The organism is Clostridium lundense DSM 17049 (genome assembly GCF_000619945.1).
GTDB lineage: Bacteria > Bacillota > Clostridia > Clostridiales > Clostridiaceae > Clostridium_AO > Clostridium_AO lundense.
This window is the reverse complement of the sequence record NZ_JHVC01000009.1, coordinates 55,125-68,276: the sequence shown is the minus strand read 5'-3', so window position 1 is coordinate 68,276 and position 13,152 is coordinate 55,125. Positions and strand designations below refer to the sequence as shown.

Sequence of the window (13,152 nt, the reverse complement as noted above, 5' to 3'; positions counted from 1 at the left end):
TAATATTATACTAGATTAGCCGAAAAGAAAAAGTAGTATTTCCCATATTTTTTATTTTTCTTCTATTATTATCCTACTAGCTTTTTAACTTCTGCTTCTGTCAACGACCTATACTCACCCTTGTTTAGTGATTCATCTAGTATTAATTCTCCAATAGAGACCCTCTTTAAACTTACCACATAACAACCTACTGCTTTTAACATACGTTTAACCTGATGTTTACGTCCCTCGGAAATAGTAAGATATCCAGATACTATAGGCTGGCTGTATTGTGTTGAATCAATGTTCTCTAAATTATCAATAGATATTTCATGTTTAAATTCCTCATATGTCCCATACTTGTCTACTTTTATTTTTGCAGGCTTTGTTAATATTTCACCTTTCCCAATATAAACTCCCTGCTCTAATGCCTTTATATCTTGTTCTTCTAAAGAACCAAGAGCCCAAAAAAAAATAGATTTTTTCAACATATTTTTGCGGATACATTAATTTATGTTCAAACTCACCATCATTGGTAAATAATAATAATCCTTCTGTATCTTTATCTAATCTACCAGCATGAAATAACCCATCCACGTTAACATCATGAAAAAAATCAAATACTGTTTTATTAACTGTATCTCTTTTTGCAGTAATAAAGCCTGCAGGCTTATTAAACATATAGTATACTTTCTTTGTATACTGAACTATATTATCAATGTATTCAATAACATCAATATTTTCGTTAATTTCCATTGCAGGTTCCATTACCACTTCTCCATTTACCTTTATCATACCTTCTTTGATATAAATTCTAACTTCTTTTCTTCTTCCAATAGCTGATTGTGCTAAAAATTTATCTAATCTCATATTTTATTTTATAAACTCCATTTCCTACTTATAATATTACATCTTATCATCTTTTATTAATATTTCTCTTGCAACAAGCTGCTTTATTAGTTTACTTAATTTAAATCAATCTATCAAGTTGATGTAAATTTAAAAGCCAATGTTTAGTATTATTAAACATTGGCTTCTAGACTTTCTATGTGTAAAACATTCTTTTTTAACATTAAACTTCAAATCCTGCTATTCCTATGGCTCCAGGACCACCATGGGTTGATATTACGCAGCCTGTTTGAACCCATATAATTTTTTTGAAACCTTTTTCCTTTGCAATATTCTCCATCTGATGCTTTATTTGTTCTTCAAGTCCCAAAGAATATAGAAAATAAAGTTCCTCTTTATGAAAATTGTATTTTTCAAGATATTCATTTAAATATTTCTCAGCAATACGACTCATTGTACCACGAAACTTTTGAGTTGCAACCAATTTTCCATCCAAAATTTCAATTAGTGGTTTTATCTTAAAAATAGCTGCACCCAAATAAGCTGCATTGGATAAACGTCCTCCAGCCTTAAGATATTCAAGATTGCCTGGAATAAATGAAACTCTTGCCCTAGATATAAAGAATTGAATTTTTTTAATTAAATCATCTGGTTCAATATCTGGGTGTTTTTCAATTATCGCAGCTGCTTTAACAATGATGGATGATTCACCGCCTGAAACATTTAAAGAATCAATATGATAAATATTTTTCATGCCCTCAGAACCAATGAGTGCATTTTGATAGGTACAGGATGCTTTAGATGAATAGCCTATGTAAATAATAATACAATCAGGATTTTCTTTTGTTATCTTTTCAAATGCACACTGATATTCATTTGGATTTGTAGCTGATGTTGTTGGTATCTTTTTAGTTCTATTATAATAATCATAAACCTCCGTTACTGGTATAGAACCATCCTTATAATCTATATCATCCATAATTACATGCATAGGAAGCACATGAATTTTATACAAATTTGCTAAATCTATAGGCAAATCTGCCCCACTTTCTGTTACTATAATATATTTTCTCATACTCTCTTTTTAGTGAGAGAGTATATCGTAAGTACCAACCCCTCACTAAAACTCACTTCCTTTCTTTTTATACTATCTTTTTTATATAACATATTGATAATTAGTCATATTATCATAATTTTATTTTATTACCAAAAAAGGAGTGTTCTCAACACTCCTCTCCATCCCATTAGCTATTGCATTATCTTCGCCAAAGTCCTCTTCTCTACAATTCCATCTACCAATACTATAACCTTTTTCTATAAGTTTCTTTTGAATAAGTCTTACATTATTATATTTTACATTAGGATTCATTATAAGTAAATACCCATGATTTGAAATTTATATGTAACAATCTATTCATTTGGGTTATAGGTAATTATTTGGAAATTGGGTATCACAATGTTCATTGATGAAATAATTTCATATTTATCAACAAGATAACTATCCTTCATGTATAAATTATGATATAATTTCCATTATCAAAATCAGAATAATGAGATATTGTTGCAATACTTACAATATGAACTTGTGAATAGTTATATTATAGAGGAGATTTTATAAATGAATTTAGAAGCAAAAAAAGATAAAAGAAAAATTAAACTAATAGATGTAAGAAAATTTAGAAAGTATGTATTTAATGCTTTGATTTGTATAGTTATTATTTTGTTAATTGGTTTTTCATACGAAAAAATTGGTGAATATAATGATACTAATAACTACACTCCAGTAGGAAAAATGATTGATGTAAATAATCATAAAATAAATGTTTACAGCAAAGGTGATGGGAATGTTACTGTAGTTTTTTTATCAGGCATGAATACTCCAAGTGCATATGCAGATATGTATCCTCTGTATAACGAGATTTCAAAATATACCAAAACAGTTGTTTATGACAGACCAGGACATGGGTGGAGTGAGATAACAGATAAAACAAGAGATATAGATTCTATTGTAAAGGAAATGCACACTTCACTAATAGAATCAGGGCAAAAACCTCCATATATATTAGTTGGTCATTCATTAGCATCTTTATCAGTAATAAGATTTGCACAAACTTATAAAAACGAAGTATCTGGGTTAGTGTTAATAGATGGTGGTGCTCCTGAGTTTTATGCAAAAAATAGTTTAGTAGTTCCTAATAGTACAGTGCTTAAATATAAGTTACTAAAGACTACAGGCATAGCAAGGTTAGTACTTTATCATACAGATTACTATTCAAAAAATCTTAATTTCCTACCTGATAATTTAAAACAATTATATTTAGGAATGATTTTAAAAACTATGTATAATAAAAATATTATTGATGAAGGTATTATGGAGAGCGCTGGTGCAAAAACCATTTTAGCAAATGATCATTTAGGGAATGTACCACTTAGAATATTTACTGCTGAAAGTAATAGTTTAGATACTGAATGGAAAAATAGCCAGGAAGCTTTGAAAAAATGGTCTACAGATAGTATGCAAATGGTTGTTAAAGGTTCAACACATGCTATACATCATACTTCTCCTGATGTTATAAATAATGAAATAAAAAAACTGATAAAAAATCAGAAATAGAATTTCCCTAGATTTAATGCAAGTAAAATGCTCATACAAGCACTACAGAAACTTACTACTCACACATTGACAAAGAAGAAATTGCTGTGGTCATGAAAGGTCAATCGAAGGTACGGAATATTTTTTAGATGAAAGAGACGTTGTCCGTATTCCTCCAAATATAAGGTACAGATTTTTGAACAAAAGTAACAAAACAAATCATGTCTTATTTGTACTAACGCCTTCACTCATTTAAGTTCATGTTTTTTATATTCTTTAATGACCTCACATATTTTCTGTAGCCTTGTTCTTATATTGTGAAATAAAGGAGTATTTTACGGATACTCCTTTTATTAATATTATTTATTTGAGACTTTTTCAATACTCTTGGATATATAGATAATTTTACAAAATTTCAAAGGCGTTATTTGCTTAATTGTTGAATAATATACTGAAAACCATATTTTCTATAATCCTCCCAGAATTTTTTACGACTTTCTGGAAACTTTGTAGGTTCACTTAAACGTTGTTGTTCTGCAAGAGATTCTTCCTTAGGACGCTTTTCATATTTCAGTTCCTCATTACATTTTTTTAGAAGTTCAGCACCTTTTCGATTATTAATTAAGATTACAGATACTCCTTTTGTATCCATCCATTCAGGAGCATACTTCTCAATTCCCCAATAATCTGCAATAGTAATATCTGATGCACGATGTATATCTGTAAATGGGCATTGTTCACAGGAAGGACGCATAATAGTCTTTTCTCCAAAGAAAAGCTTATAAAATCTTTCATCGTTATGAATATCTTGACTATTTGAAGTAGTAAATAAAAATGTTTTGTTACTGTTTTCTCTACTCCAATCAATTATCTTAGAGCGAAATTGAATACTGGTTAATTTTCCACCATACTCTTTTTCCAATAGTCTTTTGTAATCCTCCCAAACTAGAGGACTTGGAATGCTATGACAAATCAAATCACATACATATAAATTTTCAGTAAGTGGTAAATTACCCATATATCCACGTAATCCTGCAGTTTGACAAGGCGTTCCTGTAAATAAGACTTTTCTTTTATTAATTAAGTCCTTTTTTATTTGTTCAAAAATATTACCTATATTGCTCTGTACATACTTAGATATTCTCATTCGATTTCGATCTTCAAAAGTTTCAGCCCTTTTATGCAACACATGGAATTCATCATCGTAGTCAACTCCATAAACAACTCCACCTTCCCTAAGTATAACATCGGAAAGTGCTGTAAAAGCTACTCCAGACGTTGATTTCATGAGAACCTCCTCTGACTTATGCTTAGCTACTAAAAATTCTGGCACAGTTTTTTCTCTGTAACTTCCCTCACAAATTAAAGGACAAATATTTACACATTTATGGCAATCTATACATAGATTTTGGTCTATAGTTGGATACAAAAATCCCTCTTCATCTGGTTTCATATTAATTGCCTTTGTAGGACAAGCATTATAACATGCACTACAACCCGAACAATTCTTTTTGTTTGAATAAACTTTCTCCATAATAAATCTCCTTTCGTTAAAAATAAATATTTTACTTTAGTGAAAAGCGTGATTTTATTATCTAAAATGATATACAAAAGTTTAGTTTTATGGTAGCATGAATTTCAATATCGTACAAACGGATTGTTTCTATAAATATAATCGGTTATACAGATAGATGTGATAAGGAGTGTTATTATGGAATTTAAGCAATTAAAATCTTTTATAGTGGTTGCTAAAACTCTTAGTTTTAGTAAGACAGCAGAGATTCTAAATTTTGCTCAATCTAGCATATCAGATCAAATTAAATCCTTAGAAAGTGAATTTGGTTGTAAGTTATTTGAACGTTTAGGTAGAAATGTTTGTTTAACTGAGGAAGGAAATAAATTATTATCCTATGCTGAAAAAATTTTAAATTTGTGTGATGAAGCAAAACAGAATGTATCAGGGAGATTAATTCCAACAGGCTCTTTGACTATTGCTACAGCTGAGACTCTCTGTGTGTTCCGATTACCAACTTTGTTTAAAGAATATTGTAGTCGTTATCCGAATGTAGATGTTAAACTGAAAATTGGTAATTGCAAGGACTTCCCAGATATGATAAGAAAAAACAAGATAGATGTTGGCTTTGTTTTGGATAACGAAAGAGTTTATCCAGATATAGTATCAAAAACTTTGTTACGGGAACCTTTGGCTGTAGTTTCCAGTAATGCTGACTCTTTAGCTCAAAAAGATATGGTTGATATGGTTGAATTTCAAGGAAAAAATCTAGTACTTACTCAAAGGGGATGCAGTTATAGAGCTAGTTTTGAAGAGTTTTTGTCAAGCATTAATGTAACTCCAAATTCTATTTTTGAATTGGAAAGCATAGAAGCTATAAAACAGTATGTTATTAGCGGTTTTGGAATCTCCTTTCTACCACGTATTGCAGTTGAAAAAGAGATAGGAAGTGGAGAATTAGTTGAAATAAAATATAACGGACCAAAATTCTATACTTCAGCTCAAGTGATTTATCATAAAAACAAATGGATATCCCCAGCATTAAAAGCTATATTAGATATGACAGCAGAAATGTTTAAAATAGAGGCTCACTAATAAATACTAGTATACATAAACCTTACCTCAAACACTGTTATACTTTCTAAGTATAATTAAATTTATATAATAGTTATATAGTTATATGAATTGGATTATAGTAATTTGATGTGATACTATTAAGAAAAAGACAGAAGATATTATTTAAGGAGATATTGTTTATGCTTACGTTTTTAATTTCTAATCAATCGTTGCTTGTTCTTTATTTTTTAGTTTTTGTAGCTGGAGTTATTGATTCTGCTGCCGGTGGTGGTGGACTGATTGCACTTCCAGCTTATATGGTTTCTGGTATGCCAGTTCATGTAGCTTTTGCATCCAATAAGTTTTCTTCTGCATGTGGGACTACCTTTTCTACTCTTAGATTTTTAAAACATCGATCTATAGATATTTATATTGCATTAGCTGCTTCTGTAAGTTCATTTATAGGTTCTGCCATAGCATCAAAGATTGTATTGCTACTTGATGCAAAAATTTTAAATAAGATGCTTGTTATAATAATACCAATTGCAGCTATTGCTATTTTATTTAATAAAAACTATAGTGATGAAAATATTTCTAGAAAGAGCCGCGGTATAAAAGATTATATTATAGCAGTATTAATAGGGTTGCTTATTGGTTTCTATGACGGATTAATTGGCCCTGGATCAGGTACATTTGCTATTATTATTTTTTCAGTCCTTATGAAATATGATTTGAGAACTGCATCAGGAAATGCAAAGCTTTTAAATCTTGCATCTAATTATGCTTCCTTAATAACATTTATATTTGCTGGCACAATTAGATATAGTGTAGCAATTCCAGCTGCTTTCTGCTGCATTCTGGGAAACTATATTGGAGCTGGCTTAGCTATAAAAAAAGGATCTAAATTTATTCGCCCTATGATGATAGTTGTACTAGCTCTACTATTAATTAAAATGTTATCAAATGTATTGGGTTGGTAAAAATCAGCATTAATTTAGTATTTCTAGTACTTATTATAATTAATTAAACATAAAAAGTCTTCTAAGCTTCAGAAGAAGTTTTTACTCCTACTGAAGCTTAGATATCCTTATCCAATGACTATCTAATGCGTTAAGAAAAAAGAGGTAATTGAATTTATGAATGCATCAACGCTTCTAGATAAAAATCGATTTTTTTTCCGTATCAAAACCAGTTCTCTACTAGAAAGCTCATTAGCTAATTTATAGAACCAAACATCTTCACTAAATTTTACATATTGCACCAAAGAATCTCGAATAAATGCAATTCCCATGCCTTTGCAAGCAATATGATAGGATGTCACTAATTGATCTACATTCATTACTATTTTTGGTGCAAATCCAGCTTTTTGACATAATTTCATACCACGTGAATACATATCATTACCTTTTCTAAGCATCACAAATGGTTCATTTTCAAATTTATTTAACTGTACAGATGGAAAATTAGATGATAGATATCTCCCCCCTGCTATATCCTTAAAAGATAATTGGTAATCACTTAGTCCATCATTAATTTTATAATTTTTTGGTACTGCTAAAATAATATTTTCTTTACCAATTATGTGATTTTCAAAGTGTTTTCTATCTAACTCACAACTTTCTATTCCTAAATCAATTGTTTCTTTCAGTAACCCTTCCTGCAAATCATGGAAGTTAACTTCAATTAAATCTACAGTTATACCAGGGTGCTGTTCTTTGAACTTTGCTATTACGTCAGGAAGTACATAGGAACAAAAAAAATTGGAACCACCAATGGAAACCTTCCCTACTTTTAGATTAGTTATATCTTGAAAATATTGTTCAAGATTATATTGAATAGCCTTAACTTGGAGAATTGCTTGCATATAAATTTCACCTGGTTCAGTTAAATGTATTGGAGTAGTGCTTCTATCAAACAAAGGAACACCTAATTGTGCTTCTATTTTTTTAATATATGCACTTAATGCTGGTTGACTTATATAAAGATTTTTTGCAGCCTTTGAAAAGCTTCCTTCTTTATAAACCTCGTATACATAATCCATTCCTTGAAACATTTCCATATCTCCTACATATAATTAAATTTATATAATAATTCAATAGACATACGAACTGGATTATATCATTTTTATGTGATATTATCAATAAAAGAGTTTGGTGATAGATGTCTTCCATCACTAGGAACTTAAATTTTAATTTAAAATATTACACTGTATTTATAAAATTAATTTAACTATGAAAGGTTGCGAATAACAAATGAGTAAGATTTTTATTGATTTTGATTGCACTATTGCGGATTCAGTTAAAACATATTGCAATGTGTATAATTCCTTTTATAAAGAACGAGATGGATTTAAGCAGGCTGACCACAATAAAGTAAATAGATATGATCTTAAAGACCAATGTCATTTAATAGACCATCAAGAAACCATATTTTCAAATGAAGAATTTTTTAAACGTTTGGAATTTATGCCTTATGCTAAAGAGGTCATTGAAAGATTAGAAAACAAATATGAGTTAGTAATCTGCTCTATTGGAACTTTGGATAACATTTCTTTCAAAGCTAAGTGGATTAAAAATAATTTGCCTTTTATAGACAATGTTATATTAATTTCCAATGTTGTGGAAACTACTGGCATAAAGACGGACAAGAGTAGTATAAATATGAAGGATTCCATATTCATTGATGACCACGTAGAAAATCTTTTAAGCAGTAATGCTGATTTTAAAATATGTTTTGGTAAAGAATATGATTGGAATAAGAATTGGACAGGCCAAAGATGTTTTAATTGGAAAGAAGTCGAAAAGTTATTGCTGTAATTCCATGAAAGTATTTTATAAAATGCTAGAACTTATTGTTTTCTTTCCAATGCCTTTAGTAGTATGTTATAATTAATTTATTATGTAATAAATTTACATTCTATAGCCGAATCAAAATTTGAAACTTCACTGAAACTATTAGATATATATAAAGATGATATTATGGTCGGATTTGCTTCATATATTTTAGATGAAGAAGAAGATATGAATCTTTATAAATTAATCATAGATAATCATTATCAAGAAACCGAATATGGTAAAGAGGCCTTATCACTTATAATAGACATACTAAAAAAAAGAAACTATAAATAAGGAAATATGGTTAAGTTTACACCTTAATAATTCAGTTGCCATAAAACTATATTGTAATTATGGATTTAAAAAAGAACTAACAGGACTTGAAACAGAAGATGAGATTTTTTTAATATAGTTTTTAGGATGGCTCTAATTTAAAATATAAATTAAATAATATCTATATATTTAATGGGAGGCTTATTATGGCAGTATGGACAATAACATGTTTGGTACTTGCAGTGCCTTTGGCAATAACGGCAATAGTTTTTGCTTTGTTAAAAGAAAAAGGTGCGATATTAATAAGTGGATTTAATACTTTACCTAAAGAAGAAAGAGAAAAATATGATGAAAAGAAAATGAGTATAGATATGAGAAATTCTCTTTTACTCTGGTCTGGAATTTTATTTATTGGAGCAGTTTTAACGTATTTCTTTAGCAATTATTATGCTATGATTGCAATTGCCCTTTGGATAATTCTTTTATGTAAAGATGTTCATATTGATACTGACAAAGCCTTTGGCAAATATAAGAAACATAATTTTTAATAGATTAAGCTATATTATTCATACATTATGTTAAAAGCACCTGGAATTAATTTTCCTAAGTGCTTTTTTCTTGCTTCTGATTAACAAATAGTTAATTTCCATTATTTATGATATTAAGTTTACAAAAATACTATCGAAATATATGTATATTTTTAAAGAGAAGGGGTAAATATTATGAAGTGGTTTAATGATTTAAAAATAGCTCAAAAGTTAATATTGTCTTTTATTATGATTTCACTATTTATAGGGATAGTAGGTTCTATAGGTGTACTAAATATGAGAAAAATAAATTCAGGTTCTGTTTCAATGTACAAAACAGACCTAATGGGCGTAAAATGCATGGGACGGCTAAAAGAAAACCTTTTACAAATTAATTCTGATATACTAACACTCCTATATGACAAAGACAGAAGTAAACTTGAAAACTTAAAAAATGAAATTGCTCAACTTAGAGCTGAAAATGATAAAATCTTATCTGACTATGAATCAACTATAACCACAGAGGAAGATAAACAGATGTATGCACAATTTACTAAACTTTTGCAAGATTATAGAGTGTCTCGTGATGATACTATAAAATCTATAAGTGATAATAAGTATGATCAAGCACTATTATCATTTCCTAAAATGGACGCAACAAGGGTAAAGATGTCCGAACTCTTGAATAAGTATGTAGATTTTAATATGAACTTAGCACAAAAAGATTATGAAAAAAATAATACTATATATAAAACATCCTTTTTTCAAATTATTATTGTAATTGTAATAGGTCTACTTGCAGCAGTTATATTAGGATTTGTAATTGCCTCAATAATTTCAAAAGAATTAAATAAAATAGTTATATTTGCTGAAGCATTAGGTAAAGGTGATCTAACCAAAACAATACAAATTGATTCAAAAGATGAAATAGGGTATTTGTCTCAATCATTAAATAAAGCTAATGAAAATGTAAAAGCATTAATTTCTAAAATAATGAATAGTTCTAGTGATATAAGTGCTACAAGTGAGGAACTATCAGCAACAACTGAAGAAGTTTCATCAAATATGCAATTTGTAAACGAATCAGCTAGACAAATAGCGCAAGGAACTGAAAGCTTAAGTTCCACAACTGAAGAAATAAGTGCTTCATCTCAAGAGATAAGTGCAACAACTCATGAACTTGCAAAAAAATCAGCAAATGCTGCTGCTTCTGTTGAAGAAATAAGGAAACGTGCTATTAGCATAAAAATTAAAGCAGAAAAAAATATAGAACTTGGCAATTCAATCTACAGTGAAAAACATAATAAAATAATAACAGCAATAGAAGATGGAAAAGTTGTTGAAGAAATAAAAGTTATGGCAGATGCCATAGCAAGTATTTCTGAACAAACTAACTTACTAGCTTTAAATGCTGCCATTGAAGCCGCAAGAGCAGGCGATCAAGGAAAAGGATTTGCTGTAGTAGCAGATGAAGTAAGAAAACTTGCTGAACAATCATCCCAAACTGTTACTGAAATTCAAAATTTGGTTACACAAGTACAAACTGCATTTAATAATCTCTCTAGCAGTGGAAATGAAATATTAAGCTTCATGGCAGATAACGTAAAACCAAGTTATGAGCTTTTATTAGAAACCGGTATTCAATATGAAAAAGACTCAGAATTTATTAATAATATATCTCAAGAAATAGCTTTAGCTTCAGAGCAAATAAGTGAAACAATAAATCAAGTAGCTGAAGCTATCCAAAATGTATCAGCAACATCTGAAGAATCTGCTGCTAGTTCTGAAGAAATATTAAACAATATAGATGAAATATCAGGAGCTATCAATAATGTATCTCAATCTTCTCAATCTCAGTCTGAACTGGCACAAGAACTTAATGCCATGGTACAACAATTTAAAATTTAGCTTTTTAATTTGTAAAAACTGTTATAAAAATTCCAGTGAAAATTTTATTTTTACTGGAATTATATTTTTTATACTCATTTGCTTGAAGTAATATTTGAAATAAAAGATCATTTTTTTCTTATCAGTCATTAACTCACTTTCCTCACTTTCTCTAAGTCTTCATTCCGCTACATCTACTAAGACTTTATCTTTTTTATCATCTCCAGAAGTCATACTAACTTTTAAGTTATCTAAAGACTTTTCATAGATATATACAAAATATATTTTATTTTTAAGGGGGTAGGTAAAAAACATATACAAAATATTTTACATCAATAAACTCTCCATTTTGTAAGTGTATTTCAGTTATTGAAATATAATTAATACCATTTAATTTATACCATAAAATGAATTATTTATGTGTTGAAAGCAGACAAATGAAGATATATACTGTAAAAAAAGTAATCTAAGGTAATCTAGGTAAGACTTATATGAAAGATAAAAGTCTATTTTTTTACACATTATCCTCAATAATATCTAAGAAGGAAGATATATTGTAAGTTTGAAAGGAGAATTTTGATGGGATTTTTTATAAGGACTAAAGATATAGGAATAGATTTAGGAACATCAAGTACTTTATTATATGTAAAAGGACAAGGAGTTCTATTACAAGAGCCTTCGGTTGTAGCTATAAATACTACGAATAGACAAGTTTTAGCAGTTGGTTTAGATGCTAAGAATATGATAGGCAGAACACCAAAAGGTATTGAAACTATTCGACCCTTAAAGGATGGGGTAATTGCGAACTTTGATTTAACACAGCAAATGCTAAAAAGGTTTACGGAAAAGATTAATGGCAAAGGTGCTTTTAAAAGTTCTAAAATTGCAATTTCCCATCCTTCAGGAATTACTGAGGTTGAAAAGAGGGCAATTAATGAAGCAATAAGTCAATTAGGGGCACGTAAGGTTATGCTAATTGAGGAACCTGTTGCTGCTGCTATAGGATCAGGATTGCCTGTAAATGAGCCAGTTGGTAACATGATTATTGATATAGGTGGAGGCACTACAGAAATAGCAGTCATTTCTCTTCAAGGAATTGTTACAAGCAAAACATTAAGAGTTGCAGGAGATGAATTAGACGAAACAATTATGGGCTATATAAAAAGAGAATTTAATCTAATTATAGGCGAAAAAACAGCAGAGAGAATTAAAATTGAGCTAGGTTCTGTCTATGCAGATGAGGATGAAGAAGAACAGATTATGGAAATAAGGGGAAGAGATTTAGCAACTGGACTTCCAAGAGCTGTTACTATTGGAGATAGTCAAATACGAGAAACTTTGAAAGAGCCTGTAGCTTTAATAATTGAAGCAATCAAAGCTACCATTGAACAAACTCCACCAGAGCTTGCAGCAGATATAATGGACAAGGGTATAATGCTTTCAGGTGGTGGAGCACTTCTAAAAGGCTTAGATAAGCTTATATATAGCGAATTACATATACCTTCATATATTGCAGAAACCCCTCTTGAATGTGTTGTCCTTGGTGCTGGAAAGTGTTTGGATATGATAGATAAGGTTTAATTTAAGCTACAGTTTATTTTACATTTCAACCATATTTAAAATACCTGAATATACTAAAGT

General features: G+C 29.5%; 13 protein-coding genes and 1 pseudogene. 8 read left to right on the top strand and 6 right to left on the bottom strand.

Annotated features, from left to right (window positions below; genetic code table 11):
• Window positions 1-68: 68 nt before the first annotated feature.
• The 3 genes and pseudogenes from T514_RS24510 to T514_RS26645 all read right to left on the bottom strand — a co-directional run bounded on the left by T514_RS24510 (window position 69) and on the right by T514_RS26645 (window position 2,197).
• Window positions 69-849: pseudogene (locus tag T514_RS24510) on the bottom strand (pseudouridine synthase).
• 202 nt (window positions 850-1,051) lie between these two features.
• A complete protein-coding gene (locus T514_RS0111835; protein WP_027624967.1) occupies window positions 1,052-1,903 on the bottom strand; it encodes a DegV family protein in 852 nt (283 codons plus the stop codon).
• A gap of 120 nt (window positions 1,904-2,023) precedes the next feature.
• On the bottom strand, window positions 2,024-2,197 hold the full coding sequence (locus T514_RS26645) for a hypothetical protein (RefSeq protein WP_156939896.1): 174 nt from the start codon (window positions 2,195-2,197) through the stop codon (window positions 2,024-2,026).
• A gap of 249 nt (window positions 2,198-2,446) precedes the next feature.
• Between T514_RS26645 and T514_RS0111825 the strand changes: the two genes are divergently transcribed.
• Window positions 2,447-3,442 (top strand): alpha/beta hydrolase, encoded by a 996-nt coding sequence (locus T514_RS0111825; protein ID WP_027624966.1) that lies wholly within the window; start codon window positions 2,447-2,449, stop codon window positions 3,440-3,442.
• A gap of 403 nt (window positions 3,443-3,845) precedes the next feature.
• Here the strand turns inward: T514_RS0111825 and T514_RS0111820 are convergent, their stop codons facing one another.
• Complete coding sequence (locus T514_RS0111820) at window positions 3,846-4,955, bottom strand: Coenzyme F420 hydrogenase/dehydrogenase, beta subunit C-terminal domain (protein WP_027624965.1); 1,110 nt, start codon at window positions 4,953-4,955, stop codon at window positions 3,846-3,848.
• Between the two features lie 177 nt (window positions 4,956-5,132).
• On the opposite strand from T514_RS0111820, the gene T514_RS0111815 reads away from it, so the two are divergent.
• Window positions 5,133-6,029, top strand: a complete 897-nt coding sequence (locus tag T514_RS0111815) for a LysR family transcriptional regulator (RefSeq protein WP_027624964.1) — start codon at window positions 5,133-5,135, stop codon at window positions 6,027-6,029.
• Window positions 6,030-6,190: 161 nt separating this feature from the next.
• On the top strand, window positions 6,191-6,970 hold the full coding sequence (locus tag T514_RS0111810; RefSeq protein ID WP_034868979.1) for a TSUP family transporter: 780 nt from the start codon (window positions 6,191-6,193) through the stop codon (window positions 6,968-6,970).
• Window positions 6,971-7,092: 122 nt separating this feature from the next.
• Here T514_RS0111810 and T514_RS0111805 read toward each other — a convergent pair whose 3' ends face one another.
• A complete protein-coding gene (locus T514_RS0111805) occupies window positions 7,093-8,043 on the bottom strand; it encodes a LysR family transcriptional regulator (RefSeq protein WP_034868977.1) in 951 nt (316 codons plus the stop codon).
• Between the two features lie 199 nt (window positions 8,044-8,242).
• Between T514_RS0111805 and T514_RS24505 the strand changes: the two genes are divergently transcribed.
• From T514_RS24505 to T514_RS0111785, 4 genes are all read left to right on the top strand, one after another.
• Entirely contained in the window at window positions 8,243-8,806 is a 564-nt protein-coding gene (locus tag T514_RS24505; RefSeq protein WP_051542023.1) for a 5' nucleotidase, NT5C type, read from the top strand.
• Between the two features lie 162 nt (window positions 8,807-8,968).
• On the top strand, window positions 8,969-9,118 hold the full coding sequence (locus tag T514_RS26640; protein WP_156939894.1) for a hypothetical protein: 150 nt from the start codon (window positions 8,969-8,971) through the stop codon (window positions 9,116-9,118).
• Between the two features lie 185 nt (window positions 9,119-9,303).
• Entirely contained in the window at window positions 9,304-9,645 is a 342-nt protein-coding gene (locus T514_RS0111790; protein WP_027624961.1) for a DUF3784 domain-containing protein, read from the top strand.
• Between the two features lie 174 nt (window positions 9,646-9,819).
• Window positions 9,820-11,532, top strand: coding sequence for a methyl-accepting chemotaxis protein (locus T514_RS0111785; protein ID WP_027624960.1), 1,713 nt, complete (start codon window positions 9,820-9,822; stop codon window positions 11,530-11,532).
• Between the two features lie 159 nt (window positions 11,533-11,691).
• On the opposite strand, the gene T514_RS27560 is transcribed toward T514_RS0111785, so the two are convergent.
• A complete protein-coding gene (locus T514_RS27560; protein ID WP_278246526.1) occupies window positions 11,692-11,826 on the bottom strand; it encodes a hypothetical protein in 135 nt (44 codons plus the stop codon).
• Between the two features lie 264 nt (window positions 11,827-12,090).
• Here T514_RS27560 and mreB point away from each other — a divergent pair, with 264 nt between their 5' ends.
• Entirely contained in the window at window positions 12,091-13,092 is a 1,002-nt protein-coding gene (mreB, locus tag T514_RS0111775) for a rod shape-determining protein (protein ID WP_027624959.1), read from the top strand.
• The last annotated feature ends 60 nt before the right edge of the window (window positions 13,093-13,152 follow it).

What these genes read in the sequence shown, in the direction of transcription:
- T514_RS0111835 (WP_027624967.1), bottom strand. Translation starts at nt 1,903, where the DNA reads ATGAGAAAATATATTATAGTAACAGAAAGTGGGGCAGATTTGCCTATA.
- T514_RS26645 (WP_156939896.1), bottom strand. Translation starts at nt 2,197, where the DNA reads ATGAATCCTAATGTAAAATATAATAATGTAAGACTTATTCAAAAGAAA.
- T514_RS0111825 (WP_027624966.1), top strand. Translation starts at nt 2,447, where the DNA reads ATGAATTTAGAAGCAAAAAAAGATAAAAGAAAAATTAAACTAATAGAT.
- T514_RS0111820 (WP_027624965.1), bottom strand. Translation starts at nt 4,955, where the DNA reads ATGGAGAAAGTTTATTCAAACAAAAAGAATTGTTCGGGTTGTAGTGCA.
- T514_RS0111815 (WP_027624964.1), top strand. Translation starts at nt 5,133, where the DNA reads ATGGAATTTAAGCAATTAAAATCTTTTATAGTGGTTGCTAAAACTCTT.
- T514_RS0111810 (WP_034868979.1), top strand. Translation starts at nt 6,191, where the DNA reads ATGCTTACGTTTTTAATTTCTAATCAATCGTTGCTTGTTCTTTATTTT.
- T514_RS0111805 (WP_034868977.1), bottom strand. Translation starts at nt 8,043, where the DNA reads ATGTTTCAAGGAATGGATTATGTATACGAGGTTTATAAAGAAGGAAGC.
- T514_RS24505 (WP_051542023.1), top strand. Translation starts at nt 8,243, where the DNA reads ATGAGTAAGATTTTTATTGATTTTGATTGCACTATTGCGGATTCAGTT.
- T514_RS26640 (WP_156939894.1), top strand. Translation starts at nt 8,969, where the DNA reads ATGGTCGGATTTGCTTCATATATTTTAGATGAAGAAGAAGATATGAAT.
- T514_RS0111790 (WP_027624961.1), top strand. Translation starts at nt 9,304, where the DNA reads ATGGCAGTATGGACAATAACATGTTTGGTACTTGCAGTGCCTTTGGCA.
- T514_RS0111785 (WP_027624960.1), top strand. Translation starts at nt 9,820, where the DNA reads ATGAAGTGGTTTAATGATTTAAAAATAGCTCAAAAGTTAATATTGTCT.
- T514_RS27560 (WP_278246526.1), bottom strand. Translation starts at nt 11,826, where the DNA reads ATGTTTTTTACCTACCCCCTTAAAAATAAAATATATTTTGTATATATC.
- mreB (WP_027624959.1), top strand. Translation starts at nt 12,091, where the DNA reads ATGGGATTTTTTATAAGGACTAAAGATATAGGAATAGATTTAGGAACA.